The sequence below is a fragment of the Buttiauxella cochleicola genome, from assembly GCF_021282405.1.
GTDB classification, from domain to species: domain Bacteria; phylum Pseudomonadota; class Gammaproteobacteria; order Enterobacterales; family Enterobacteriaceae; genus Buttiauxella; species Buttiauxella massiliensis.
In genome coordinates this window covers 291,264-316,684 of record NZ_JAJSOU010000005.1, presented here as the reverse complement: position 1 = coordinate 316,684, position 25,421 = coordinate 291,264, and the positions used below count along the sequence as shown (strand labels likewise).

Here is a 25,421-nt window from a genome sequence, read left to right as displayed (position 1 = left end):
GTCTATGCAGGGAATTTTGATGAAACTCACCGCTCAGGGCACTACGCTCGATCTTTCTCATCCTCATATCATGGGTATTTTGAACGTCACGCCAGACTCTTTTTCCGATGGTGGAAAGCACAATTCGTTAGTGGAAGCCTTAAAACACGCTAACGCGATGATTAACGCTGGTGCGACGATTATTGATATTGGTGGTGAGTCGACGCGCCCAGGGGCGGCTGACGTGAGTGTAGATGAGGAGCTGTCGCGTGTGATTCCGGTCGTTGAAGCAATTGCACAGCGCTTTGAGATCTGGATTTCAGTCGATACCTCCAAACCTGAAGTGATTCGCGAAGCAGCACGGGTTGGGGCACATATCATCAACGATATTCGCTCGTTGCAAGAACCTGGCGCGCTTGAAGCAGCCGCTGAAACTGGTTTGCCCGTTTGCCTGATGCACATGCAGGGCGAACCTAAGAATATGCAGCAGGCTCCGCGTTACGATGATGTTTTTGCAGATGTGAATCGCTTTTTTATCGACCAAATAGCACGCTGTGAAGCGGCGGGCATCGCAAAAGAAAAATTGTTGCTCGACCCCGGCTTCGGTTTCGGTAAAAATCTGACCCACAATTATCAACTTTTAGCCCGACTTTCCGAATTCCATCACTTTGGCTTACCGCTATTGGTGGGGATGTCGCGTAAATCAATGGTTGGCCAACTGCTCAATGTCGGGCCGGATCAACGCCTGAGTGGCAGTATTGCGTGTGCAGTCATTTCTGCGATGCAAGGGGCTAATATCATTCGAGTTCACGATGTAAAAGAGTCAGTCGAAGCGATGCGCGTGGTGGAAGCCACACTTTCAGCGAAGGAAAAAAAACGCTATGAGTAACCGTAAATATTTTGGCACAGATGGCATCCGCGGTCGTGTAGGCGATTCCCCGATTACCCCTGACTTTGTGCTGAAGCTCGGCTGGGCTGCGGGTAAAGTATTAGCACGCCACGGCTCGCGTAAGATTATTATCGGCAAAGATACTCGTATCTCAGGTTACATGCTGGAATCTGCTCTCGAAGCGGGCCTCGCTGCTGCGGGTTTGTCTGCTTCATTCACCGGTCCGATGCCAACGCCTGCTGTTGCTTATCTGACCCGTGCATTCCGTGCCGAAGCAGGGATCGTTATCTCTGCATCGCATAACCCGTTCTATGATAACGGGATCAAATTCTTCTCAATTGACGGCACAAAACTGCCAGACGAAGTTGAAGAAGCCATTGAAGCTGAAATGGAAAAAGAGATCACCTGTGTTGATTCCGCGGAACTGGGCAAAGCCAGCCGTATTGTTGATGCGGCAGGTCGCTATATCGAATTCTGCAAAGGCACATTCCCTAATGAATTAAGCCTCAGCAGCCTCAAAATTGTTGTCGATTGTGCCAATGGAGCGACTTATCACATTGCGCCAAATGTGCTGCGTGAGCTGGGTGCTACGGTCATTACCGTGGGTTGTGAACCGAACGGCGTCAACATCAACGAAAAATGTGGTGCCACTGACGTTCGTATGCTCCAGGAGCGCGTGCTGGCTGAGAAAGCTGACATTGGTATTGCACTGGATGGTGATGGCGACCGTGTCATCATGGTCGACAACCTGGGCCATAAAGTTGATGGCGACCAGATCCTCTACATCATTGCTCGCGAAGGGCTTCGTCAGGGCCAACTGCGCGGCGGTGCCGTTGGTACACTGATGAGCAATATGGGTCTGGAGCTGGCGTTGAAACAGCTGGGTATTCCGTTTGCTCGTGCAAAAGTGGGCGACCGCTATGTGCTGGAAAAACTACAGGAAAAAGGCTGGAGAATTGGTGCTGAAAACTCAGGCCATGTGATCTTGTTGGACAAAACCACCACTGGTGACGGTATCGTTGCAGGTTTGCAAGTACTTACCGCTATGGTGCGTAACCATATGAGCCTTCATGACTTGTGTAGCGGAATGAAATTATTCCCACAGGTTTTGGTTAACGTACGCTTTACTGCGGGCAGTGGCGATCCGCTTGAGCACGACACCGTGAAAAAAGTGACCGCTGAAGTTGAAGAAGCACTGGGTAACCGTGGTCGTGTGCTACTGCGTAAATCGGGAACTGAGCCTTTAATCCGTGTGATGGTAGAAGGTGAAGATGAAGCGCTGGTTATTGAGTATGCCAACCGCATCGCTGATGCCGTAAAAGCGGTTTAATTTATTATCGCTATGGTTGTGTAAAAAGGCGGCACTTGCCGCCTTTTTTATAAACAAATCCAAATGTATTGCTGTTTTTTTCTCCAGTCAGTGAAATGTGAATAAATTGCCCTTGCGCGTGACCCCGGCTTTGGTTAGTATTCTCACCCGCTTCAGTGGGTAAACTTAAACGTATCCGCTTGACTGGTTTGAAGCTTTGGTATGCGGTAATACCGCAAGGAACAGGTTGATAATATGTACGAAGCTCTTTTAGTTGTTTTCCTTATTGTAGCCCTGGGCCTTGTAGGTCTTATCATGCTGCAACAAGGTAAAGGCGCTGATATGGGAGCCTCCTTCGGAGCAGGCGCTTCCGCTACGCTGTTCGGTTCAAGTGGTTCTGGTAATTTCATGACCCGCATGACCGCTGTGTTAGCAACGCTGTTCTTTATCATCAGCCTGGTACTGGGTAACCTCAATACCAACAAAACCGATAAAGGAAGTGTGTGGGATAATTTAACTCAGCCAACAAAAACTGAGTCACAGCCAGCGGCACCTACCAAGCCGAGCAGCGATATCCCGCAGTAAGTAGTAAGCTTCAATACGGTAAGAAGTGATTACCGTGTTCAAAGTGCCGAGGTGGTGGAATTGGTAGACACGCTACCTTGAGGTGGTAGTGCCCGATTGGGCTTACGGGTTCAAGTCCCGTCCTCGGTACCAAAATATCTGCATTTCTTGCATTTTATGCAATATCGGCGTAATATTTGCCACGTTTTCGGACGCGGGGTGGAGCAGCCTGGTAGCTCGTCGGGCTCATAACCCGAAGGTCGTCAGTTCAAATCTGGCCCCCGCAACCACTTTCCCTGAGAGTTCTTTTTCAAATATACTGTGAACACCAGATGGTGCCTCGCGAAGAATTTAGAAAAAAATTCTCCTGGATATTGTCCGAACCGCATTCGCGGTGTACAGGGTTCAGTTATATAAAGCCTCGATTTATCGGGGTTTTTTGTTATCTGACTTTAGAATAACTGGGCTATATGCCCTTTTTTTATTTCTTGGGGGTGGGCTTGTCCACATTAGAGCAAAAATTAACAGAGATGATTTCAGCACCGGTCGAGGCGCTGGGCTATGAATTGGTAGGAATCGAATTTGTTCGAGGTCGCCAATCCACGCTGCGCATCTATATTGATAGTGAAGATGGCATCAATGTTGATGATTGTGCTGATGTCAGTCACCAGGTAAGTGCAGTTATGGATGTCGAAGACCCAATCACTGTGGCTTACAACCTGGAAGTTTCCTCACCAGGCCTTGATCGCCCAATGTTTACCGCCGAGCATTACGTCCGTTTTACCGGTGAAGAAGTAAGCATTGTATTGCGAATGGCCGTGCAAAACCGTCGTAAATGGCAGGGTATTATTAAAGCCGTAGAAGGTGAGATGATCACGGTTACGGTGGAAGGCAAAGATGAAGTGTTCGCGCTGAGCAACATCCAGAAAGCGAACCTGGTACCCCACTTTTAATAGTTTGGATTGAGGTGAAAACCCAGGATGAACAAAGAAATTTTGGCTGTTGTAGAAGCAGTTTCCAACGAAAAATCACTGCCGCGTGAGAAGATTTTCGAAGCGCTGGAAAGTGCACTGGCAACAGCGACCAAGAAAAAATACGAACAAGAGATTGATGTGCGCGTTAGCATCGATCGTAAAAGTGGTGACTTTGATACTTTCCGCCGTTGGGTCATTGTAGAAGAAGTTACTCAACCTACGCGTGAAATCACTCTTGATGCAGCTCAATTCGAAGATCCAGAGCTGAATGTTGGCGGATATGTTGAAGATCAGATTGAATCTGTAACCTTTGACCGTATCACTACTCAAACTGCAAAACAGGTTATCGTACAAAAAGTACGTGAAGCTGAACGTGCAATGGTGGTTGATCAGTTCCGCGAGCACGAAGGTGAAATCATCACCGGAGTGGTGAAGAAAGTTAACCGTGACAACATCTCTCTTGATCTCGGTAGCAACGCTGAAGCTGTAATTCTTCGCGAAGATATGCTGCCACGTGAAAACTTCCGCCCAGGTGACCGTATTCGCGGTGTGCTTTATGCTGTGCGTCCGGAAGCTCGTGGTGCTCAACTGTTTGTTAGCCGTTCCAAGCCAGAAATGCTGATCGAATTGTTCCGCATTGAAGTGCCGGAAATTGGCGAAGAAGTTATTGAAATCAAAGCCGCTGCTCGTGATCCTGGTTCTCGTGCGAAAATCGCCGTGAAAACCAACGACAAGCGTATCGACCCAGTAGGTGCTTGTGTTGGCATGCGCGGTGCGCGTGTTCAGGCAGTTTCTACTGAACTGGGCGGTGAGCGTATTGATATCGTGCTGTGGGACGATAACCCGGCACAATTCGTTATCAATGCTATGGCTCCGGCTGACGTGGCTTCCATTGTTGTTGACGAAGACAAACATACAATGGATATCGCGGTAGAGGCAGGCAATCTGGCACAAGCAATCGGTCGTAACGGACAAAACGTTCGTCTGGCTGCACAGCTGAGCGGCTGGGAACTCAACGTTATGACTGTTGATGACCTGCAAGCCAAGCATCAGGCTGAAGCACATGCTGCCATTGATACCTTTACCAAATACCTCGAGATCGACGAGGATTTTGCCACTGTATTGGTAGAAGAAGGCTTCTCCACCCTCGAAGAGTTGGCATACGTGCCGATGAAAGAGCTGCTGGAAATTGACGGCCTTGATGAAGATACAGTGGAAGCATTACGTGATCGCGCCAAAAACGCCCTCACCACACTGGCATTGGCGCAGGAAGAAAGCCTGGGCGATAACAAACCTCAAGAGGATCTGCTGAACCTCGAAGGTATGGATCGCAACCTGGCCTTTAAACTCGCTTCGCGCGGTGTGAGCTCGCTGGAAGATTTGGCTGAGCAAGGTGTCGACGATCTGTCAGATATTGAAGGTTTAACCAACGAGAAAGCCGGGGAATTGATTATGGCTGCTCGCAATATCTGCTGGTTTGGCGGCGAAGCGTAATAAACTGTAGCAGGAAGGAACAGCATGACAGATGTAACCGTAAAAGCGCTGGCCGCAGAGATTCAGACCTCCGTGGACCGCCTGGTACAGCAATTTGCTGATGCAGGGATCCCTAAGGCTGCTGATGATTCTGTCTCGGCCCAGGAAAAACAGACATTACTGGCGCACCTGAATCGTGAACACGGTTCTGCGCCAGATAAGTTGACATTACAGCGCAAAACGCGCAGTACTTTAAACATTCCAGGTACCGGTGGGAAAAGTAAATCGGTACAAATCGAAGTCCGCAAGAAGCGCACCTTTGTGAAACGTGATCCGCAAGAGACAGAACGTCTTGCCGCGGAAGAACAGGCGCAGCGTGAAGCGGAAGAGCAAGCCCAACGTGAGGCGCAGGAAGCTGCCAATCGTCAGGCGCAAGAAAAAGCTAAACGTGAAGCTGAAGATAAAGCTAAGCGTGAAGCCGCTGATAAAGCGAAACGTGAAGCTGCGGAAAAAGACAAAGTGAGCAATCAACAAGACGATATGACGAAAAGCGCCCAGGCAGATAAAGCCCGTCGCGAAGCTGAAGCTGCAGAGCTTAAGCGCAAAGCTGAAGAAGAAGCCCGTCGCAAATTAGAAGAAGACGCCCGTCGTGTAGCTGAAGAGGCCCGTAAAATGGCTGAAGCTAACGCAGGTGTATGGACGGAAGAAGAGAAAGTGGAAGACGATAAATCTGATTACCATGTAACCACTTCTCAACACGCTCGCCAGGCTGAAGACGAAAACGACCGCGAAGTTGAAGCTGGCCGTACTCGTGCTCGTACTGCGACAACTAAAGCACCACGCCAGAAGAAAGGCGGCAAACACGGCGAGTCTAAAGCTGACCGTGAAGAAGCGCGTGCTGCAGTTCGTGGTGGTAAAGGCAAGCGTAAACCAAGTTCTCTGCAGCAAGGCTTCAACAAGCCTGCGCAGGCAGTTAACCGTGACGTCGTTATCGGCGAAACAGTGACTGTTGCAGAACTGGCTAACAAAATGGCTGTTAAAGGCTCTCAGGTCATCAAAGCGATGATGAAACTGGGTGCTATGGCGACCATTAACCAGGTCATCGACCAGGAAACCGCACAGCTGGTTGCCGAAGAGATGGGCCACAAAGTTATCCTGCGTCGTGAAAACGAGCTGGAAGAAGCGCTGATGAGCGACCGTGACACTGACGCAGTTGCTGAGTCACGTGCTCCAGTTGTTACCATCATGGGTCACGTTGACCACGGTAAAACTTCCCTGCTCGACTACATTCGTTCTACTAAAGTAGCGTCTGGCGAAGCGGGTGGTATTACCCAGCACATCGGTGCATACCACGTAGAAACTGACAACGGTATGGTTACCTTCCTGGATACCCCGGGACACGCAGCGTTTACTTCTATGCGTGCTCGTGGTGCTCAGGCGACGGATATCGTTGTTCTGGTTGTTGCTGCAGACGATGGCGTAATGCCACAAACTATCGAAGCTATCCAGCACGCGAAAGCGGCGCAGGTGCCGGTAGTCGTTGCGGTGAACAAAATCGATAAGCCAGAAGCTGATCCAGACCGCGTTAAGCAGGAACTGTCTCAGTACGGCATCATGCCAGAAGAGTGGGGCGGTGAAAGCCAGTTCATCCACGTATCTGCTAAAGCAGGTACTGGTATTGACGAACTTCTGAACGCAATCCTGCTGCAAGCTGAAGTTCTCGAACTGAAAGCAATGCGTGATGGTATGGCGAGCGGTGTAGTTATCGAATCCTTCCTGGATAAAGGTCGTGGCCCGGTAGCAACTGTTCTGGTTCGTGAAGGTTCGCTGAACAAAGGCGACATCGTTCTTTGTGGCTTCGAATATGGCCGTGTTCGTGCAATGCGTGACGAAATGGGGCGTGAAGTTACTGAAGCGGGTCCGTCTATTCCTGTTGAAATCCTTGGTCTGTCTGGTGTTCCGGCAGCGGGTGATGAAGTAACAGTTGTTCGTGACGAGAAAAAAGCTCGTGAAGTTGCTCTGTATCGTCAGGGTAAATTCCGCGAAGTTAAACTGGCTCGCCAGCAGAAATCTAAACTGGAAAACATGTTCGCCAACATGACCGAAGGCGAAGTGTCTGAAGTTAACGTTGTGCTGAAAGCGGACGTTCAGGGTTCTGTTGAAGCGATCAGCGATTCCCTGCTGAAACTGTCTACTGATGAAGTTAAAGTTAAAATCATCGGTTCCGGTGTTGGTGGTATCACTGAGACTGACGCAACGCTTGCTGCAGCTTCTAACGCTATTCTGGTTGGCTTCAACGTTCGTGCTGATGCATCTGCACGCCGCGTTATCGAGTCAGAAAGCCTGGATCTGCGTTACTACTCCGTCATCTACCATTTGATTGACGAAGTTAAAGCAGCAATGAGCGGCATGCTGTCTCCGGAACTGAAACAACAGATCCTCGGCCTGGCCGAAGTTCGCGACGTGTTCAAATCACCGAAATTTGGCGCAATCGCAGGTTGTATGGTTACCGAAGGTGTGGTCAAACGTCACAACCCAATCCGTGTTCTGCGCGACAACGTTGTTATCTATGAAGGCGAGCTGGAATCCCTGCGCCGCTTCAAAGATGACGCTAACGAAGTTCGTAATGGTATGGAATGTGGTATCGGCGTGAAGAACTACAACGATGTGCGTGTTGGTGATGTGATCGAAGTATTCGAAATCATCGAAATCCAACGTACCATCGCCTGATATCAGCCGGGTACATAGCTAATATCTTTAGGGGGCCGAGCGCCCCCTGATTTTATGGAGAATTTATTATGGCGAAAGAATTTGGTCGCCCACAGCGTGTTTCCCAGGAATTGCAGAAAGAGATCGCAATCATCCTGCAGCGCGAAATTAAAGACCCGCGTCTGGGCATGATGACCACCGTTTCTGGTGTCGAAGTGTCACGCGATCTGGCTTATGCCAAAGTGTTTGTAACCTTCCTGAACGATAAAGACGAACAAGCAGTGAAAGAAGGCATCAAGGTTTTACAGGATGCTTCTGGCTACATTCGTTCTTTGCTGGGCAAAGCAATGCGCCTGCGTATCGTGCCTGAACTGACTTTCTTCTACGATAACTCGTTGGTTGAAGGTATGCGCATGTCGAATCTGGTATCTAACGTCATCAGAAACGATGATGAGCGCCGTGTAAACGATACGGATGACAGCAAGGAGGATTAATGAGTCGTCCTCGTCGTCGTGGTCGTGATATCCACGGAGTACTGTTGTTAGATAAACCTCAGGGTTTATCTTCGAACGATGCATTGCAGAAAGTGAAGCGTATTTATAACGCTAACCGTGCCGGGCATACCGGAGCGCTTGACCCACTTGCAACTGGCATGCTGCCGATTTGCCTCGGTGAAGCGACAAAGTTCTCGCGTTATCTGCTCGACTCCGATAAGCGTTACCGTGTTATTGCCCGCCTTGGGCAGCGCACTGATACTTCTGATGCTGATGGCACAATCGTTCAGGAGCGTCCGGTAACCTTTACCGAGCAAGAGTTGGCGCAAGCGTTAGATAGCTTTCGTGGTGAAACGCAGCAAGTTCCATCGATGTACTCCGCACTGAAATATCAAGGCAAGCCACTTTATGAGTATGCGCGCCAGGGTATCGAAGTGCCGCGTGAAGCGCGGTCTATCACGGTTTACGAACTTCTGTTTATTCGCCATGAAGGCAATGAACTTGAGTTGGAAATTCACTGTTCTAAGGGAACATACATCCGAACTATCACTGATGATTTAGGTGAAAAACTCGGTTGTGGTGCTCATGTGACTTTCCTGCGTCGCCTTGCAGTGAGCAAGTATCCTGTCGAACGCATGGTAACGCTTGAGCAATTGCATGCATTGGTTGAGCAAGCACAAGCGCAAGAAATTGAGCCATTGGTGCTGTTAGATCCATTATTGATGCCAATGGATAGTCCGGCTTCAGACTTCCCAATCGTGAATTTATTACCTGCTGTTGCGGGTTACTTCAAGAATGGGCAGCCGGTGCAAGTGGCAGGTAGCCCAGTAGAAGGGCTAGTCCGCGTCACCGAAGGTGATGAAGGCAAATTTATCGGCATGGCCGAAATTGATGATGATGGACGCGTAGCGCCTCGTCGTTTGGTTGTTGAGTATCCGCTCTGACACCTGGAGTTGCCTTGCGATAAGAGGTGGCTACAGGTAAAATGGCGCGGCTTAACTTTCATACCTTTGTTTAACATTGTTGTGAAAGTGCACTGGAGTTGCTGAATTAGAGATCGGCACTCTATCTTTTTATCTATAATTTTGGAGTTTAAAATGTCTCTAAGCGTTGAAGCTAAAGCAAAAATCGTTTCCGAGTTCGGTCGTGGTTCTAACGACAGCGGTTCTACCGAAGTTCAGGTTGCACTGCTGACTGCTCAGATCAACCACCTGCAGGGTCACTTCTCTGAGCACAAAAAAGATCACCACAGCCGTCGTGGTCTGCTGCGTATGGTTTCTCAGCGTCGTAAACTGCTCGACTACCTGAAGCGTAAAGATGTAGCACGTTACACCAGCCTGATCGAGCGTCTGGGTCTGCGTCGCTAAGTCTTGCGAGTTTCAGAAAAAGGGGCCTTTTAGGGCCCCTTTTTTCAACCAGATGGCAGCAATTCTATGGAAACTAATGTATTGTTGCAGTGTGTGATCTTTGTTGCAGAGGTTCGCGCGGCTAATGAGAGGCTTTATCCGCATAGGCGGGTTAGGGTTGTCATTAGTCGCGAGGATGCGATAGAGATCGGGTTAAACGGAGCAAGTGCAATCACCTGCTACCAAAGATTATTAAGGATATTATTTTGCTAACTCCGATTGTCCGTAAATTTCAATACGGTCAGCATACGGTCACAATAGAGACCGGTATGATGGCTCGCCAGGCTACCGCAGCAGTAATGGTAAGCATGGACGACACCGCTGTATTCGTGACCGTAGTCGGTCAGAAAAAAGCGAAAGCAGGCCAGGACTTCTTCCCTCTGACTGTTAACTATCAGGAGCGTACTTACGCTGCTGGTCGCATCCCAGGTAGCTTCTTCCGTCGTGAAGGCCGTCCAAGCGAAGGCGAAACACTGATCGCGCGTCTGATTGACCGTCCAGTGCGTCCGCTGTTCCCGGAAGGTTTCGTGAACGAAGTTCAGGTTATCGCGACTGTTGTTTCCGTGAACCCACAAGTTCACCCAGACATCGTTGCAATGATCGGTGCATCTGCCGCTCTGAGCCTGTCTGGTATTCCATTCAACGGCCCAATTGGCTCTGCACGTGTTGGTTATATCAATGACCAGTATGTTCTGAACCCAACTGCTGACGAACTGAAAACCAGCAAGCTGGATCTGGTTGTTGCCGGTACCGAAGGTGCTGTGCTGATGGTTGAATCCGAAGCTGAACTGCTGAGCGAAGACCAGATGCTGGGCGCGGTAGTATTTGGCCACGAACAACAGCAAGTTGTTATTCAGAACATCAACTCTCTGGTTGCTGAAGCTGGCAAACCACGTTGGGACTGGCAGCCAGAAGCCGCTAACGAAGCGCTGAATGCGCGCGTTGCTGCACTTGCTGAATCCCGTCTGAGCGATGCTTACCGTATTACTGATAAGCAAGAGCGTTACGCACAAGTCGACATCATCAAATCTGACGTTATCGCTGCACTGTCAGCTGAAGACGATTCAATTGATGCTGGCGAAATCAGCGACATCCTGCATGCTATCGAGAAAAATGTTGTTCGTAGCCGTATTTTGGCTGGTGAACTGCGTATCGATGGTCGCGAAAAAGACATGATCCGTGGTCTGGATGTGCGTACTGGCGTTCTGCCACGTACTCACGGTTCTGCACTGTTCACCCGTGGTGAAACTCAGGCGCTGGTTACAGCAACTCTGGGTACCGCACGTGACGCACAGAACCTGGATGAGTTGATGGGCGAACGTACCGACAACTTCCTGTTCCACTACAACTTCCCTCCGTACTCCGTAGGCGAAACCGGCATGGTCGGTTCTCCTAAGCGTCGTGAGATTGGTCATGGTCGTCTGGCTAAGCGTGGCGTACTGGCTGTTATGCCAGAAGCTGACCGCTTCCCGTACACCGTACGTGTAGTGTCTGAAATCACTGAATCTAACGGTTCTTCTTCCATGGCTTCCGTATGTGGTGCTTCTCTGGCACTGATGGATGCAGGCGTGCCAATCAAAGCCGCTGTAGCCGGTATTGCGATGGGTCTGGTTAAAGAAGGCGAGAACTTTGTTGTTCTGTCTGACATCCTTGGTGACGAAGATCACCTGGGCGACATGGACTTTAAAGTTGCTGGTAGCCGTGAAGGTATCTCTGCACTGCAGATGGATATCAAAATCGAAGGTATCACTCGCGAAATCATGCAGGTGGCTCTGAACCAGGCTAAAGGTGCGCGTCTGCATATCCTTGGCGTGATGGAACAGGCTATCAACGCTCCGCGTGGCGATATCTCTCAGTTCGCTCCACGTATTCACACAATCAAAATCAACCCAGACAAGATCAAAGACGTGATTGGTAAGGGTGGTTCCGTGATTCGTGCGCTGACCGAAGAAACCGGTACAACTATCGAAATCGAAGATGACGGCACCGTGAAAATCGCGGCGACCGATGGCGAGAAAGCGAAGTTTGCTATTCGTCGTATCGAAGAGATCACTGCTGAAATCGAAGTAGGCCGTATCTACCAGGGTAAAGTTACTCGTATCGTAGATTTCGGTGCATTCGTTGCTATCGGCGGCGGCAAAGAAGGTCTGGTGCACATTTCTCAAATCGCTGACAAGCGCGTAGAGAAAGTGACTGACTACCTGCAGATGGGTCAAGAAGTTCCAGTTAAAGTACTGGAAGTTGACCGCCAGGGCCGTGTTCGTCTGAGCATCAAAGAAGCAACTGAGCAGTCTCCAGCGGAAAACGCAGCACCAGCTGCACCAGAAGCTGAGTAAGCGATACCGATTAAGCTCTCCATGGCGACATGGAGAGCTATTTATTACGGGGCAGGGAGTCTCGTTTTAGAGCCGGCGGACAGGACGTCATCCATATGTTGTCTTCGGGAGTGGGAAATGAAGCCTTTTTTGCGCTGGTGTTTCGTTGCGACAGCTCTCGCGCTGGCAGGATGCAGCAACTCCTCCTGGCGTGAACGTGAAGTCCTGGCGGTGCCATTGCAGCCGACTTTGCAGCAAGAAGTCATTCTTGCACGCATGGAACAGATACTTGCCAGCCGGGCTTTAACCGATGATGAGCGCGCGCAGCTTTTATATGAGCGCGGAGTGTTGTATGATAGCCTCGGCTTGCGGGCTCTGGCGCGAAATGATTTTTCACAAGCGTTGGCAATCCGCCCCGATATGCCTGAAGTATTCAATTACTTAGGTATATATTTAACGCAGGCAGGCAATTTTGATGCTGCCTATGAAGCGTTTGATTCTGTACTTGAGCTTGATCCAACTTACAACTATGCGCATTTAAATCGCGGTATCGCCCTCTACTACGGTGGTCGTTATCGTTTAGCGCAAGATGATCTGCTAGCGTTTTATCAAGACGATCCCAATGATCCTTTCCGTAGTCTGTGGCTCTACATTGCTGAAAGCAATTTAGATGCAAAGCAGGCTAAAGTGGCGTTACAACAGCGCCTCGATAAATCGGACAAAGAGCAATGGGGATGGAACATTGTCGAGTTCTACCTGGGGAACATTAACGAAAAAACGTTAATGGAACGCCTCGAGGCGGACGCAACGGATAACACCTCGCTCGCTGAGCATCTCAGTGAAACCAACTTCTATTTAGGTAAGTACTACCTAAGTCTGGGGGAAAAGGACAGCGCCACGGCACTGTTCAAGTTAGCGGTCGCTAACAACGTACACAACTACGTTGAGCATCGTTATGCATTGTTGGAATTAGCGCTCTTGGGCCAGGAGCAAGATGACCTGGCAGAATCGGACCAGCAATAGCTGACGAACATCGATCAGCCCATAAACTTTTTTATTAAAGTCATCACCTTAACGGGTGAGGGCGTTTTTGTTCGTTAATCAACCAAATTTGAGCCGGTTCACACTTTTCAATGAAAATTGCAGGTCAATTTCACGATGAGTTATGTAGACTGGCCGCCATCTACGAGGCACGTGTACTACATGACTGACAACATCGAGACTACTACTATCGAAACTACTTTTTCTGATCTGGGTCTTAACGACTCCATCCTTAAAGCCCTGAACGATCTGGGTTACGAAAAACCATCTCCAATCCAGGCAGAGTGTATCCCACAACTGCTGGCTGGCCGCGATGTACTGGGTATGGCCCAGACGGGTAGCGGCAAAACTGCAGCGTTCTCTTTACCGCTGCTGCACAACCTTGATCCAGAGCTGAAAGCACCACAAATCCTGGTGCTGGCACCGACCCGCGAACTGGCGGTTCAGGTTGCTGAAGCCATGACGGATTTCTCTAAACATATGCACGGCGTAAACGTTGTAGCCCTTTACGGTGGCCAGCGTTATGACGTGCAGCTGCGCGCCCTGCGTCAGGGACCACAAATTGTTGTTGGTACCCCAGGTCGTCTGCTTGACCACTTAAAACGCGGTACGCTGAACCTGTCCAGCCTGAAAGGTCTGGTACTGGATGAAGCTGATGAAATGTTGCGTATGGGCTTCATCGAAGACGTTGAAACCATCATGGCTCAGATTCCAGAAGGTCATCAGACCGCTCTGTTCTCTGCAACTATGCCAGAAGCGATTCGTCGTATTACCCGTCGTTTCATGAAAGATCCGCAGGAAGTTCGCATTCAATCTAGCGTTACTACTCGCCCGGACATCAGCCAGAGCTACTGGACTGTGCACGGTATGCGTAAGAACGAAGCACTGGTTCGTTTCCTTGAGTCTGAAGATTTTGATGCGGCGATCATTTTCGTACGTACCAAAAACGCAACTCTGGAAGTGGCAGAAGCGCTGGAACAGAGCGGCTACAACAGTGCTGCACTGAACGGTGACATGAACCAGGCGCTGCGTGAGCAAACTCTGGAACGTCTGAAAGACGGTCGTCTGGATATCCTGATTGCAACCGACGTTGCGGCTCGTGGCCTGGACGTTGAGCGTATCAGCCTGGTTGTTAACTACGACATCCCGATGGACTCAGAATCTTACGTTCACCGTATCGGTCGTACCGGTCGTGCGGGTCGTGCTGGCCGTGCTCTGCTGTTCGTTGAGAACCGTGAGCGTCGTCTGCTGCGCAACATCGAACGCACCATGAAGCTGACTATTCCTGAAGTAGAGCTGCCAAACCGTGAACTGCTGAGCGAGCGCCGTCTGGCCAAGTTCGCAGCTAAAGTTCAGCAGCAGCTGGAAAGCAGCGATCTGGATCTGTACCGTGGTCTGCTGGCAAAAATTCAGCCTGTGGCTGATGAAGAGCTGGATATGGAAACACTGGCTGCAGCACTGCTGAAAATGGCACAGGGCGAACGTCCTCTGATCCTGCCACCAGATGCACCAATGCGTCCTAAGCGTGAATTCCGTGAGCGTGATGAGCGTTTCGAACGTTCAGACCGTGCTCCACGTGGCGATCGTCCGGATCGTGCACCACGCGGTGACCGTCCAGAGCGTTCAGATCGTCCACAGCGTGATGGCGATGCACCACGTCGCGAACGTCGTGATGTTGGCGATATGGAACTGTACCGCATTGAAGTTGGCCGTGATGATGGTGTTGAAGTTCGTCATATCGTTGGCGCTATCGCTAACGAAGGTGATATCAGCAGCCGTTACATCGGTAACATCAAGCTGTTCGGAACTCACTCTACTATCGAACTGCCAAAAGGCATGCCGGGCGAAATCCTGCAGCACTTTACCCGTACTCGTATTCTGAACAAACCAATGAATATGCAGTTGATGGGTGATGCACAACCTCGTACTGACCGTGGCGGCGAACGTCGTGGCGGCGGTGCTGGTGCAGGCGCAGGCCGTAGCTTCGGTGGTGGTGGTGAGCGTCGTGAAGGCGGTCGCGGTCCACGTCGTGATGGCCCTGCAGGTGCTGGTGCACCACGTAGCTTCAGCGGCGAACGTCGTGAAGGCGGTCGTGGCCCACGTCGTGAAGATGGCGCAGCTCCAACTCGTCGTCGTACAACTGAAGCTTAATTGACAGAAGTTTATGCCTGCTGTTAATCAGCAGGCAGTGATAAAAATCCTGGTTAATGCAACCGGGATTTTTTTTATCCAAATTGTACTCATGTACTGGTACAATGTAGCGCAGTAAGCCTGTCGCTTCGACAGTCGTTCATTGTCTCAGGAATTCGTATGGCAACTTTTGCAACCACCCACGCTTCGCCGTCTATTTTCGGTGGGGTAATGATTATTGGCGGCACTATTATTGGTGCAGGAATGTTCTCTCTGCCGGTGGTGATGTCTGGCGCGTGGTTCTTCTGGTCTATTGCAGCGTTATTAGTGACCTGGTTTTGTATGCTGCACTCCGGATTGATGATTCTGGAAGCCAACCTCAATTACCGCGTTGGCTCAAGCTTTGATACCGTCACCAAAGATTTGCTGGGTAAAGGTTGGAATCTGATCAATGGCCTTTCCATTGCATTTGTTCTGTACATCCTTACCTACGCCTACATTTCGGCAAGTGGTTCGGTGATTCACCACACGCTCGGTAAAATGTCTGTCGATTTCCCTGCGCGATTTGCCGGGTTAATTTTTGCCTTTATCGTCGCTTTTATTGTTTGGCTCAGCACCCGTGCAGTGAGCCGCATGACGACGATTGTGCTCGGCGCAAAAATCCTCACCTTCTTTATGACGTTTGGCGGCCTGATGTGGCATGTCGAACCTGCAACGCTTCTGGATAGCAAAGCGATTAATCCAAGTTATCTGCCGTATTTATTCATGACGCTACCTTTCTGTCTGGCATCGTTTGGCTACCACGGTAATGTGCCGAGCCTGATGAAGTATTACGGCAAAGATCCACAGACCATTAAGCGTTGCCTTGTCTGGGGGACGTTAATGGCGTTAGTGCTGTACATCATTTGGTTGGTGGGCAGTATGGGAAATATTCCGCGCAGTGATTTTATTGCCATTGCCGACAAAGGCGGAAATATTGATGTGCTGGTAGGCGCGTTGAGCGGTGTGTTGAATAGCCGTGCGTTGGAGTTGCTGCTGATCGTGTTCTCTAATTTCGCCGTTGCGAGTTCCTTTTTGGGCGTGACCCTGGGCTTATTCGATTATCTGGCCGATCTGTTTAAATTTGATGACTCACCAGTTGGTCGCTTGAAAACCGCGTTAGTGACTTTCATCCCGCCAATGTTAGGGGGTGTTATCTGGCCTGACGGATTTATCTACGCGATTGGATTTGCGGGGCTGGCGGCGACTATCTGGGCGGCAATTGTTCCTGCTCTTCTGGCAAAAGCTTCTCGCAAGAAATTCGGTAGTCCAATTTACCGGGTGTGGGGCGGGAATAAAATGATTGTGCTGATTCTTATCTTTGGTGTGACTAACGCCACCATCCATATCCTTTCAAGCTTCGATTTACTGCCGGTTTATCACTAAAAATTCGCCCCTCGACCGAGGGGCGAAAACTTTACAAGCTCTCGTACACATCCATCGCCAGATCAAAGGAATGCAGGCGAGCTTGGGTATCAAAAATCTGGCCATTAACCATAATTTCATCAGCCTGCGTTTCACGCAGCAATGAGATCAGACCGTGGCGGACTTTTGCAATATCTCCCACCAGAGACATGCTCAATGCCTGCTGCACGCCATATTTCTCAGCCGGGCTCCAGAAGTTATCCATGTTTTCAATCGGCGGTGGTAACTGGCCCGTTTCGCCACGACGCAATTTAGCGAAAGCTTGCTGCATCGAGGTAAACAGGAATTCGGCATCGCGGTTGCTGTCAGCGGCAATAATATTGATGCATACCATTGCATACGGTTTTTCCAGGCGTGCAGAAGGTTTGAACTGGGCACGATAAAGTTGCAGCGCCTGGAACAACATATCGGGTGCAAAGTGTGAAGCAAAAGCAAACGGCAGCCCAAGTTGGGCCGCCAGTTGGGCGCTATACAAGCTTGATCCCAGAAGCCAGACAGGGATTTTAGTGTTGTAGCCAGGAACCGGGCGCACTGCCGGGTTTGGGTCAGTAGCATCAAACCATGACACCAGTTCGCTGACATCGCGTGGGAAGTTGTCGATATCACCACTCATATGGCGGCGCAATGCCATCATAGTGCGCTGGTCGCTTCCCGGCGCGCGACCTAATCCCAAATCAATACGCCCGGGATAAAGCGTTTCCAGCGTACCAAACTGCTCTGCAATCACTAGCGGTGAATGGTTTGGTAACATTACGCCACCAGAGCCCAGGCGCAAAGTCTCGGTATTCGCCGCCAGATAGCCAATCAACACGGATGTCGCAGCACTCGCGATGCCGGTCATATTGTGGTGTTCAGCCAGCCAATAGCGGTGGTAGCCACGTTTTTCGGCCAGGCGAGCTAAATCTAAAGAACGATGGAATGCATCACGAGGCTGAGAGCCTAGTGGAATCGGGGCTAAATCGAGTAGAGAGAACGGGACTGAAGTCATAACGGCTCACTTTGTTTTCTGCTGATTACTTTTCAGTATTACGCAAAATCATCAACAATTAAGTAACAAAGTGAGCCTTTTCTCAGCTCTGAGTAACCAGTTCTAAGCCAGCGACACGTCGCCAGTAACCATTACAATCGGTTTGCTGTGCCAGAGATAACGGCGCATTGCCATTTTCATTTTTGCGGAAGGCTTCCAGAACGCGAAGTGTTTCCATACCCATCGGTGATAAACGCACCATATCGACTAAGCCTTTCATCGACGCCAGTTCATTTCCGAGGTTGTAAACATAGCCGCTCATGGTCTGAATGCCATTAAGCACAAACACTTGCTGGTTTTCCTGAGACAACATGTTGCGGCCGACAGGATATTTAATGCAGCAGGTTTCGCATTCATCTTTTGGCTTGTCTTCGGAACGCGCGGTGAAACAGCGTGCGGAATAAGCCAAAGGCAAGTGGCCGTAGCTCAGTACTTCAACTTCAAACTTGTTGCGGATACCTAGCTCATCACACTGAGTCAGCATGTTTGCCAGCCAGTCGCGAGACAGCTCAACCGGCATACACCAACGAACCATGCCTTGTTTGTACAGCAAGCGTAGCGTAACCGCGTTATAGCAGTTAAGCGCGTGGCCTGCGACAAAGGGCAGTTTGCGTTCTGCCGCCATATTCACAGCACCGAGATCATTGGCTTCAATCAGGAAATCACCATTCTCGACGTAGCGTTTGAGCTCGTTTAATTCAGACGGTGCCTGAACCAGCGCGAGCGTGGAAAGCACCACTTGTTTGCCCTGGCCCGCGAGGCTCTTCGCCATATCCAGCCAGTCACCGGTTTTGGTTGCGCGGCGCTTGCTACACACTGACTCGCCAAGATAAATCGTTTCGGCACTGCTGCTTGCCGCAGCCTGGTAAAATTTTTCCAGCGTCTCTTTTGGCCAGTAGTACAGAACCGGCCCTAATGAATATTTCATGGTCATCCCTACTGCCATTTACGGTGATAGGCACCGAGAGTGGTTTGCGTGCCTTCGGCCATCGCTCCCAGATCTTCCATCCACGCAGGTTTCGCACGGTAGTTTTCCGGATCAGCCATACACAGATCGATTGCCTGACGCCAGACTTTCGCGACCTGGCTGACATAGGCCGGGCTACGCTGGCGGCCTTCGATTTTCACCGATGCAATATTTGCGGCTAATAATTCAGGCAGCAGTTCAAGTGTGTTCAGGCTGGTTGGCTCTTCAAGAGCGTGATACTTCTGATCGTCAACCAGATAGCGACCTTTGCACAGCGTTGGATAACCTGCGTTTTCACCATCCTGATAGCGGTCGATCAGCACATCGTTGAGGCGTGATTCGAGGCCCTGTGGCGTTTGCTGCCAGCGAACAAACCGCGCAGGCGAGCAGGCACCAACGGTATTCGGTGATTCACCGGTCAGATACGAAGAAAGATAACAACGTCCTTCAGCCATAATGCACAGGCTACCGAAAGCAAACACTTCCAGCGGAACCGGAGTGACCCGAGCCAACTGTTTTACCTGATGAATGGATAACACGCGTGGGAGAACAACGCGTGCAACGTCGAAGTTGCGATGATAAAAGCGGACAGCTTCTTCATTTGTGGCGGAGGCTTGTACCGATACGTGGCGCTCAATATGTGGGTAACGTTCAGCCGCATATTCAAGCATGGCGAGGTCGGCCAGAATTAAAGCGTCGGCTCCGAGTTGCGCTGCCATATCGACTGCACGTTGCCAACGCACGTAGCCGTCCGGATGCGCAAACGTATTGATAGCGATGTGCAGTTTACGGCCATGTTGATGCACGTAACTCACCGCTTCTTGCAGTTTCTTCTCCGTGAAATTTAGTCCAGCAAAATGGCGGGCGTTGGTGTCATCTTTAAGACCAATGTAAACCGCATCGGCACCATTATCGATGGCCGCTTTCAACGCCGGTAAGTTTCCAGCTGGGCAAAGCAACTCCATAATTTATCCTGAATCATTGGGTAACCTTAAAGGAAACCCATGCGGCCCAGTGTCGGACAGCAAAATTGTTAACGAACTGGGATTTTAGTTAACCCGTCCACGACAAATTTTGATTTAAGGCAGCTAATGGCGTATTGATGAAATCAATATGATGGTATTGATAACCCGCAAACTTGTTGATTTACACCGCTACGGAGAATGGCTGGTGTGGCAAAATGGTGGTTAAATTTCTCAAGGAGTAAAGCTTGTGTTGGATAAATTGCGTTCACGCCTGGTCCATCTTGGCCCGTCACTGTTAAGAACACCGGTTAAACTGACGCCCTTTGCTCTAAAGCGCCAGGTGCTTGAACAGGTTCTTGGCTGGCAGTTCCGTCAGGCAATGGAAGAAGGTGAACTCGAATTTCTTGAGGGACGCTGGTTAAGTATTGAAGTACGCGATCTCGGTCTAAAATGGTTTACTTCGGTACAAGATAATAAACTGGTTGTGCGTGAAGATGCTCCGGCTGATGTGAGTTTCAGTGCGACAGCCAACGATTTGTTGATGATCGCTGCACGTAAACAAGATCCCGATACCCTGTTTTTCCAACGCCGCCTGATGATTGAAGGTGACACTGAGCTGGGTCTGTACGTCAAAAATTTAATGGATGCCATTGAGCTGGATGCGATGCCAAAACCACTACGCATGCTGCTGCTGCAACTGGCTGATTTTGTCGAAGCGGGGATGAAGCATAAACCTGCTCCAGAAAGTAACTCGGTAGGTGAGCCATGCTAATTCGTGTAGAAATACCTATTGATGCTCCAGGCATCGACGCATTACTTCGCCGCTCCTTTAATGGTAATGGTGAAGCAGATTTGGTAAAGGATTTACGAGAAGACGGTCTGTTAACACTGGGTGTTGTTGCCACGGATGACGAAGGTCAGGTCGTTGGTTATGCTGCATTCAGTCCGGTTGCGGTAGAAGGTGAAGAACTTCAGTGGGTTGGTCTTGCACCACTGGCGGTAGACGAAGCTTATCGCGGCCAGGGGTTGGCGAAAAAACTGGTTTACGAAGGACTCGATTCACTCAATGAATTTGGTTATGCCGCCGTTGTGACATTGGGCGAACCCGCGCTGTATAGCCGTTTTGGTTTTGTTCCGGCAGCTCAACACGGTTTACGTTGTGCCTGGCCTGATACCGAAGCCTATTTTCTGATTCATCCACTGGCCGATGATGCGCTCAATGGCGTGAGTGGTTTAGTGGACTATCACGAGCATTTCAACCGGGAGTTTTAATCCCCTTCATCTTTCGTATCACAGCGGTGTTGGCTGCGTTCATGCACCCCAGTCACTTACTTGAGTAAGCTCCTGGGGATTTACTCACTTGCCGCCTTGCTGCGATACGAAATCTATTGGGGATTGAGTTAAGATGCCTGCCAACAGGTCTTCAAAAGGCAAAATGCCTGTCACTAATCTCTCTTTCTGAATCTTAGTCAGCTGTTTAATGCGGTATTCCAGGCGCAACGCACTTGAACGATCGCCAACCAGATGGCTGAATGCCAGCGTCAATTCACCTTTCCCGCGTAATGCTTTTGCCCCTTTTCCAGCCTGATGCTGCAAGAAACGGCGCTCCACATCGGTGGTAATGCCCGTGTATAAACGGTTATCGAGGGTGCGGACTAAATAGAGATACCAGGGAGACATAGGTCAGGCGCATAATTGATGTTTTCCGCAGAATATCACTCTTCAGGTTGCACATGGAAACTCTCAATGCCATTAGTCGTTGGCTGAACAAACAGCATGTACTGACTTACTGCGTAGGCAGTAATGGTGATTTATGGTGCGCAAATGCGTTCTACTTATTTGATGAACAACGCGTCGCTTTCTACCTGTTAAGCGAAAGTCACACTCGTCACGGAGAGTTGATTGGAAACCACGCCAATGTAGCCGGAACGGTTAATGGGCAGCCCAAAACCGTGGCGTTAATTCGTGGCGTACAGTTTCGCGGTGAAATCACGCTGGTTGCAGAGCAAGAAGCCGACAGCATTCGTGCTCGTTACTGCAAGCGCTTCCCAGTAGCGCGAGTGATGAAGGCGCCAGTGTGGGAAATTCGCCTTGATGAAATAAAAATGACAGACAACACGCTCGGTTTTGGTAAAAAGCTCCACTGGCTGCGAGATGACACTAAACTTGGTTAATAAGCGACAGGAGAACTTATGAGCCGGGTTTTGATAACAGGAGCTACAGGCCTGATTGGCGGGCACTTATTGCGAATGTTGATTGATGAGCCACAAATCAGTCATATCGTTGCTGCGACACGGCGCCCCTTGCCTGCAATGAATAAAGTCACCAATCCCTATGATCCTCAGTTGAGTGATGCACTTACACAATTAAGCGAGCCGATTGATACAGTCTTTTGCTGCCTCGGTACCACGATGAAAGAAGCAGGCAGCAAAGAAGCTTTTGTGCTGGCGGATTACACGCTGGTGGTGGATACCGCAATCACCGGGCTGCGTCTGGGAGCTAAGCAGATGCTGGTGGTTAGCGCCATTGGCGCGAATAGCAAATCGCCATTCTTTTATAACCGGGTAAAAGGGGAGATGGAGGCGGCATTGATAGCGCAACAGTGGCCGCGTCTGACGATTGCTCGTCCATCCATGCTGCTCGGACATCGGGAATCACAGCGTTTAAATGAGTCGCTGTTTGCACCTTTGTTCAAAATCATGCCTGGGAAGTGGAAGTCCATTGAAGCAAGGGATGTGGCGAAAGCAATGCTGCATGAGGCGCTTAAACCTGCAGGCGAGGGTGTGAATATTCTGGACTCAAGTCAGTTACGTGAAATAGCAAAAGCCCCATAAGGGGCTTTATCGCAAATGATGTACGACCTGGTTGCTGCTGCCGCGCCAGACCAGCGCTGGATCTTTCAAATCCTGAACGAACTTGCCATCGATTAGCACGTTAATTAAATCAACCACTTCGCGCTGAGCTGCCGTTAATTCATCAAGCGTGTAACCCGTCCACATCCAGATATCTTTGCCAGGGCATTCCGTCCGCACTCGCTGTACCAGCTTCAGCACATCCGCGATGTTTTGCGGATGAAGCGGATCGCCGCCCGAAAGCGACAGACCCTGGCGGCGGATACGTGTATCGTTCAGATCGTTAATGATCCGATCTTCCATTTCCTGGGTGAACGGCATACCTGAATTTAACCGCCAGGTGCTTTTGTTATAGCAGCCTGGGCATTCATGTACGCAGCCGGAAACGAACAGCGTGCAGCGTGTCCCAGGCCCGTTAACAATGTCTACCGGATAGTATTGATGCACATTCATTTTCGCTTTGCTCTGACGTTAATTGCTTTGCGAAGAATCTAACTGCCCGTTACCCAAATGCTTCACGCGGCGCTTCACTTCTTCCTGCTTGCCAGCGTTAAACGGACGTGCATCCGGGCTACCGAGATAACCACAAACACGGCGTGTTACCGATACACGAGCGGCATCGTGGTTGCCACATTTCGGGCAGGTAAAACCTTTGCTGGTGCATTCAAACTCACCGGTAAAGCCACACTCATAGCACTCATCAATTGGTGTATTGGTGCCGTAATACGGAACGTGCTTGTAGCTGTAATCCCAGACGTCTTCCAGCGCTTGCAGGTTGTGCTGGATGTTCGGGTATTCGCCGTAACAGATGAAACCACCGTTCGCGATCGGTGGATACGCTGCTTCAAAGTCGATTTTGTCGTACGGGTTAACTTTCTTCTCAACATCCAGGTGGAAGCTGTTGGTGTAGTAACCTTTGTCGGTCACGCCTGGAACCACGCCAAACTCAGCGGTATCAAGACGGCAGAAGCGGTCACACAGGTTTTCACTTGGTGTGCTGTACAGGCTGAAACCGTAGCCAGTCTCTTCTTTCCAGCTGTCGGTTGCCTGGCGCAGGCGTTCAACAATGGCGACGGCTTTCGCGCGTAATTCTTCGCTGTCGTAAACGTGCTGGTTACCAAACAGGGCATTCACCGTTTCGTGGATACCGATGTAACCCAGAGAAATCGATGCACGGCCATTTTTGAAGATCTCAGAAACGTCGTCGTCTGCTTTCAAACGTACACCACAAGCCCCTTCCATATACAGGATTGGTGCCACGCGAGCTTTTACACCTTCCAGACGAGCGATACGTGTCATCAGAGCTTTATAAGCCAGTTCCAGGCGCTCATCGAGCAGCTTCCAGAAGGCAGCTTCGTCACCTTTTGCTTCCAGCGCAATACGTGGCAGGTTCAGGCTGATAACGCCGATGTTGTTACGACCATCATGAATCTGCTCACCGTTTTCTTCGTACACACCCAGGAAACTGCGACAACCCATTGGCGTTTTGAACGAACCAGTGACTTTAACGACCTGGTCGTAATTCAGAATGTCCGGATACATGCGTTTGCTGGCGCATTCCAGAGCGAGCTGTTTGATGTCGTAGTTCGCATCGCCAGCCTTGTGGTTCAGGCCATCTTTAATGGCGAAAACCAGTTTCGGGAACACCGCAGTTTTACGGTTTTTACCCAGACCCGCGATGCGATTACGCAGAATAGAGGTCTGAATCAGGCGTGATTCCCAGCTAGTTCCCAGGCCGAAACCGAAGGTCACGAATGGCGTCTGGCCATTAGCGGTGTGGAGCGTATTCACTTCATATTCCAGCGACTGGAAAGCGTCGTAGCACTCTTTCTCAGTACGTGAAAGCGCATAACCTTTAGCGTCTGGGATCTGCCATTCTTCGGCAGTTTTACGGTGTTTCTCAAAGCTTTCGGTAACAAATGGTGCCAGCACTTCATCAATACGGTTAATAGTGGTGCCGCCATAAATGTGGCTGGCAACCTGGGCAATGATTTGTGCGGTAACAGCTGTTGCTGTTGAGATAGATTTTGGCGGCTCAATTTCCGCATTCCCCATTTTAAAGCCGTGCGTCAGCATGCCTTTAAGATCGATAAGCATGCAGTTAAACATCGGGAAGAACGGCGAGTAATCAAGATCGTGATAGTGAATATCACCACGTTCATGCGCCAGAACCACATCGCGTGGTAACAGGTGCTGTGAGGCATAGTGTTTAGCCACAATACCGGCTAACAGGTCGCGCTGGGTCGGGATAACTTTGCTGTCTTTATTGGCGTTTTCATTGAGCAAAGCGGAGTTGGTTTGTTCTACCAGACCACGAATTTCTTGATTCAGGCGGCCACGCTTCTCACGTTCGATATCGCGGTCGTGGCGATATTCAATGTATGCACGTGCAAGTTGCTTGTAGTCACCGGCCATTAATTGGTTTTCGACGGCGGTCTGGATTTCACCAATATCAACCTGGTTACGACCTTCCATCTGCGCACGGACAATATCTGCTACGGTGGCGCAATAGTCTGCGTCATCGACTCCCGCTGCTTTAGCTGCACGAAGAATAGCTTCTTTTATGCGCTCTGAAGTGAAAGGTACTTTGCACCCGTCTCTTTTCATCACATGCGGTGTCATGGTTTCTCCATATTTAAAAATGTTATCCACAAAGGATTAGAATTGCCTACGGGCTGTAATTGCTCGGGCTGTCATAGGCTTTCTGTTTTCTGGCCTACGTTTATCCACAGATAATCCCCAGAATCATCTGTGGAACATGTTGTTATAATAGTCGATAACTACAACATGTTGGGTCGGGGTGCATTTTAAGGTCTATATGTAGTGATTTGCATCAAAGATGTTTGCGATTTTATTGATACAG

Annotated in this window: 24 protein-coding genes and 2 tRNA genes; 20 read left to right on the top strand and 6 right to left on the bottom strand. The window is 50.0% G+C overall.

Annotation, left to right across the window (positions count from 1 at the left end; all coding sequences use genetic code 11):
• Nucleotides 1–19 precede the first annotated feature (19 nt).
• The 16 genes from folP (at nucleotide 20) to mtr (ending at nucleotide 16,708) form a co-directional block, all read left to right on the top strand.
• Nucleotides 20–868 (top strand): dihydropteroate synthase, encoded by an 849-nt coding sequence (gene folP / locus LVQ79_RS09275; protein WP_232864704.1) that lies wholly within the window; start codon nucleotides 20–22, stop codon nucleotides 866–868.
• Nucleotides 861–2,198, top strand: a complete 1,338-nt coding sequence (gene glmM, locus LVQ79_RS09270) for a phosphoglucosamine mutase (protein WP_034459694.1) — start codon at nucleotides 861–863, stop codon at nucleotides 2,196–2,198. The genes folP and glmM overlap by 8 nt, the downstream gene beginning before the upstream one ends.
• A 234-nt stretch (nucleotides 2,199–2,432) precedes the next feature.
• Complete coding sequence (secG, locus tag LVQ79_RS09265) at nucleotides 2,433–2,762, top strand: preprotein translocase subunit SecG (RefSeq protein ID WP_034459692.1); 330 nt, start codon at nucleotides 2,433–2,435, stop codon at nucleotides 2,760–2,762.
• A 45-nt stretch (nucleotides 2,763–2,807) separates the two neighbouring features.
• Nucleotides 2,808–2,894: transfer RNA gene (locus LVQ79_RS09260), tRNA-Leu, on the top strand.
• Nucleotides 2,895–2,954: 60 nt separating this feature from the next.
• A tRNA-Met gene (locus LVQ79_RS09255) sits at nucleotides 2,955–3,031 on the top strand.
• A gap of 210 nt (nucleotides 3,032–3,241) precedes the next feature.
• Nucleotides 3,242–3,694 (top strand): ribosome maturation factor RimP, encoded by a 453-nt coding sequence (gene rimP / locus LVQ79_RS09250; protein ID WP_151992992.1) that lies wholly within the window; start codon nucleotides 3,242–3,244, stop codon nucleotides 3,692–3,694.
• Nucleotides 3,695–3,721: 27 nt separating this feature from the next.
• Nucleotides 3,722–5,209, top strand: coding sequence for a transcription termination factor NusA (gene nusA, locus LVQ79_RS09245; RefSeq protein WP_064555429.1), 1,488 nt, complete (start codon nucleotides 3,722–3,724; stop codon nucleotides 5,207–5,209).
• Between the two features lie 24 nt (nucleotides 5,210–5,233).
• Complete coding sequence (gene infB, locus LVQ79_RS09240; protein ID WP_232864703.1) at nucleotides 5,234–7,918, top strand: translation initiation factor IF-2; 2,685 nt, start codon at nucleotides 5,234–5,236, stop codon at nucleotides 7,916–7,918.
• Between the two features lie 68 nt (nucleotides 7,919–7,986).
• Nucleotides 7,987–8,391: a 30S ribosome-binding factor RbfA gene (gene rbfA, locus LVQ79_RS09235; RefSeq protein ID WP_034459684.1), complete on the top strand. Its 405-nt coding sequence runs from the start codon at nucleotides 7,987–7,989 to the stop codon at nucleotides 8,389–8,391.
• A complete protein-coding gene (truB, locus tag LVQ79_RS09230) occupies nucleotides 8,391–9,335 on the top strand; it encodes a tRNA pseudouridine(55) synthase TruB (RefSeq protein WP_232864702.1) in 945 nt (314 codons plus the stop codon). The genes rbfA and truB overlap by 1 nt, the downstream gene beginning before the upstream one ends.
• Before the next feature lie 153 nt (nucleotides 9,336–9,488).
• On the top strand, nucleotides 9,489–9,758 hold the full coding sequence (rpsO, locus tag LVQ79_RS09225; RefSeq protein WP_064514052.1) for a 30S ribosomal protein S15: 270 nt from the start codon (nucleotides 9,489–9,491) through the stop codon (nucleotides 9,756–9,758).
• A gap of 245 nt (nucleotides 9,759–10,003) precedes the next feature.
• Nucleotides 10,004–12,133, top strand: coding sequence for a polyribonucleotide nucleotidyltransferase (pnp, locus tag LVQ79_RS09220; protein WP_232864701.1), 2,130 nt, complete (start codon nucleotides 10,004–10,006; stop codon nucleotides 12,131–12,133).
• A gap of 117 nt (nucleotides 12,134–12,250) precedes the next feature.
• Nucleotides 12,251–13,135 carry a lipoprotein NlpI gene (gene nlpI / locus LVQ79_RS09215; protein WP_064514048.1) on the top strand — a complete coding sequence of 295 codons (885 nt, stop codon included), beginning with the start codon at nucleotides 12,251–12,253 and terminating at the stop codon, nucleotides 13,133–13,135.
• A 110-nt stretch (nucleotides 13,136–13,245) separates the two neighbouring features.
• A complete protein-coding gene (gene yrbN / locus LVQ79_RS09210) occupies nucleotides 13,246–13,323 on the top strand; it encodes a protein YrbN (protein WP_110510645.1) in 78 nt (25 codons plus the stop codon).
• Entirely contained in the window at nucleotides 13,316–15,304 is a 1,989-nt protein-coding gene (locus tag LVQ79_RS09205) for a DEAD/DEAH family ATP-dependent RNA helicase (protein ID WP_232864700.1), read from the top strand. The genes yrbN and LVQ79_RS09205 overlap by 8 nt, the downstream gene beginning before the upstream one ends.
• Nucleotides 15,305–15,463: 159 nt before the next feature.
• Nucleotides 15,464–16,708, top strand: coding sequence for a tryptophan permease (gene mtr / locus LVQ79_RS09200; protein ID WP_232864699.1), 1,245 nt, complete (start codon nucleotides 15,464–15,466; stop codon nucleotides 16,706–16,708).
• A 31-nt stretch (nucleotides 16,709–16,739) separates the two neighbouring features.
• Here the strand turns inward: mtr and LVQ79_RS09195 are convergent, their stop codons facing one another.
• From LVQ79_RS09195 to ubiU, 3 genes are all read right to left on the bottom strand, one after another.
• Entirely contained in the window at nucleotides 16,740–17,735 is a 996-nt protein-coding gene (locus LVQ79_RS09195) for a luciferase-like monooxygenase (protein WP_232864698.1), read from the bottom strand.
• Nucleotides 17,736–17,817: 82 nt separating this feature from the next.
• Nucleotides 17,818–18,702, bottom strand: a complete 885-nt coding sequence (locus tag LVQ79_RS09190) for a U32 family peptidase (protein ID WP_232864697.1) — start codon at nucleotides 18,700–18,702, stop codon at nucleotides 17,818–17,820.
• Nucleotides 18,703–18,710: 8 nt separating this feature from the next.
• Nucleotides 18,711–19,706, bottom strand: coding sequence for a ubiquinone anaerobic biosynthesis protein UbiU (gene ubiU / locus LVQ79_RS09185; RefSeq protein ID WP_232864696.1), 996 nt, complete (start codon nucleotides 19,704–19,706; stop codon nucleotides 18,711–18,713).
• A 247-nt stretch (nucleotides 19,707–19,953) separates the two neighbouring features.
• Between ubiU and ubiT the strand changes: the two genes are divergently transcribed.
• A complete protein-coding gene (gene ubiT, locus LVQ79_RS09180) occupies nucleotides 19,954–20,478 on the top strand; it encodes a ubiquinone anaerobic biosynthesis accessory factor UbiT (protein ID WP_034459662.1) in 525 nt (174 codons plus the stop codon).
• The gene (locus LVQ79_RS09175) at nucleotides 20,472–20,978 is read left to right on the top strand and encodes a GNAT family N-acetyltransferase (protein WP_232864695.1); all 507 of its coding nucleotides are present in this window, start codon (nucleotides 20,472–20,474) and stop codon (nucleotides 20,976–20,978) included. Before ubiT ends, LVQ79_RS09175 begins: the two co-directional genes overlap by 7 nt.
• An 84-nt stretch (nucleotides 20,979–21,062) precedes the next feature.
• On the opposite strand, the gene LVQ79_RS09170 is transcribed toward LVQ79_RS09175, so the two are convergent.
• Nucleotides 21,063–21,386, bottom strand: a complete 324-nt coding sequence (locus LVQ79_RS09170) for a GIY-YIG nuclease family protein (protein WP_232864694.1) — start codon at nucleotides 21,384–21,386, stop codon at nucleotides 21,063–21,065.
• A gap of 53 nt (nucleotides 21,387–21,439) precedes the next feature.
• On the opposite strand from LVQ79_RS09170, the gene LVQ79_RS09165 reads away from it, so the two are divergent.
• On the top strand, nucleotides 21,440–21,880 hold the full coding sequence (locus LVQ79_RS09165; protein WP_232864693.1) for a YhbP family protein: 441 nt from the start codon (nucleotides 21,440–21,442) through the stop codon (nucleotides 21,878–21,880).
• A gap of 18 nt (nucleotides 21,881–21,898) precedes the next feature.
• Complete coding sequence (locus LVQ79_RS09160) at nucleotides 21,899–22,540, top strand: NAD(P)H-binding protein (RefSeq protein ID WP_232864692.1); 642 nt, start codon at nucleotides 21,899–21,901, stop codon at nucleotides 22,538–22,540.
• A 6-nt stretch (nucleotides 22,541–22,546) separates the two neighbouring features.
• Here LVQ79_RS09160 and nrdG read toward each other — a convergent pair whose 3' ends face one another.
• Together nrdG and nrdD are read right to left on the bottom strand one after the other, a co-directional pair.
• A complete protein-coding gene (nrdG, locus tag LVQ79_RS09155; RefSeq protein WP_232864691.1) occupies nucleotides 22,547–23,011 on the bottom strand; it encodes an anaerobic ribonucleoside-triphosphate reductase-activating protein in 465 nt (154 codons plus the stop codon).
• A gap of 18 nt (nucleotides 23,012–23,029) precedes the next feature.
• Nucleotides 23,030–25,180 carry an anaerobic ribonucleoside-triphosphate reductase gene (gene nrdD, locus LVQ79_RS09150; protein WP_232864690.1) on the bottom strand — a complete coding sequence of 717 codons (2,151 nt, stop codon included), beginning with the start codon at nucleotides 25,178–25,180 and terminating at the stop codon, nucleotides 23,030–23,032.
• Between the last annotated feature and the right edge of the window lie 241 nt (nucleotides 25,181–25,421).

Excerpts from the sequence above, each read along its gene's own strand:
- folP (WP_232864704.1), top strand. The coding sequence starts at position 20 with ATGAAACTCACCGCTCAGGGCACTACGCTCGATCTTTCTCATCCTCAT.
- glmM (WP_034459694.1), top strand. The coding sequence starts at position 861 with ATGAGTAACCGTAAATATTTTGGCACAGATGGCATCCGCGGTCGTGTA.
- secG (WP_034459692.1), top strand. The coding sequence starts at position 2,433 with ATGTACGAAGCTCTTTTAGTTGTTTTCCTTATTGTAGCCCTGGGCCTT.
- nusA (WP_064555429.1), top strand. The coding sequence starts at position 3,722 with ATGAACAAAGAAATTTTGGCTGTTGTAGAAGCAGTTTCCAACGAAAAA.
- infB (WP_232864703.1), top strand. The coding sequence starts at position 5,234 with ATGACAGATGTAACCGTAAAAGCGCTGGCCGCAGAGATTCAGACCTCC.
- rbfA (WP_034459684.1), top strand. The coding sequence starts at position 7,987 with ATGGCGAAAGAATTTGGTCGCCCACAGCGTGTTTCCCAGGAATTGCAG.
- truB (WP_232864702.1), top strand. The coding sequence starts at position 8,391 with ATGAGTCGTCCTCGTCGTCGTGGTCGTGATATCCACGGAGTACTGTTG.
- rpsO (WP_064514052.1), top strand. The coding sequence starts at position 9,489 with ATGTCTCTAAGCGTTGAAGCTAAAGCAAAAATCGTTTCCGAGTTCGGT.
- nlpI (WP_064514048.1), top strand. The coding sequence starts at position 12,251 with ATGAAGCCTTTTTTGCGCTGGTGTTTCGTTGCGACAGCTCTCGCGCTG.
- yrbN (WP_110510645.1), top strand. The coding sequence starts at position 13,246 with ATGAAAATTGCAGGTCAATTTCACGATGAGTTATGTAGACTGGCCGCC.
- LVQ79_RS09205 (WP_232864700.1), top strand. The coding sequence starts at position 13,316 with ATGACTGACAACATCGAGACTACTACTATCGAAACTACTTTTTCTGAT.
- mtr (WP_232864699.1), top strand. The coding sequence starts at position 15,464 with ATGGCAACTTTTGCAACCACCCACGCTTCGCCGTCTATTTTCGGTGGG.
- LVQ79_RS09195 (WP_232864698.1), bottom strand. The coding sequence starts at position 17,735 with ATGACTTCAGTCCCGTTCTCTCTACTCGATTTAGCCCCGATTCCACTA.
- LVQ79_RS09190 (WP_232864697.1), bottom strand. The coding sequence starts at position 18,702 with ATGAAATATTCATTAGGGCCGGTTCTGTACTACTGGCCAAAAGAGACG.
- ubiU (WP_232864696.1), bottom strand. The coding sequence starts at position 19,706 with ATGGAGTTGCTTTGCCCAGCTGGAAACTTACCGGCGTTGAAAGCGGCC.
- LVQ79_RS09175 (WP_232864695.1), top strand. The coding sequence starts at position 20,472 with ATGCTAATTCGTGTAGAAATACCTATTGATGCTCCAGGCATCGACGCA.
- LVQ79_RS09170 (WP_232864694.1), bottom strand. The coding sequence starts at position 21,386 with ATGTCTCCCTGGTATCTCTATTTAGTCCGCACCCTCGATAACCGTTTA.
- LVQ79_RS09165 (WP_232864693.1), top strand. The coding sequence starts at position 21,440 with ATGGAAACTCTCAATGCCATTAGTCGTTGGCTGAACAAACAGCATGTA.
- LVQ79_RS09160 (WP_232864692.1), top strand. The coding sequence starts at position 21,899 with ATGAGCCGGGTTTTGATAACAGGAGCTACAGGCCTGATTGGCGGGCAC.
- nrdG (WP_232864691.1), bottom strand. The coding sequence starts at position 23,011 with ATGAATGTGCATCAATACTATCCGGTAGACATTGTTAACGGGCCTGGG.
- nrdD (WP_232864690.1), bottom strand. The coding sequence starts at position 25,180 with ATGACACCGCATGTGATGAAAAGAGACGGGTGCAAAGTACCTTTCACT.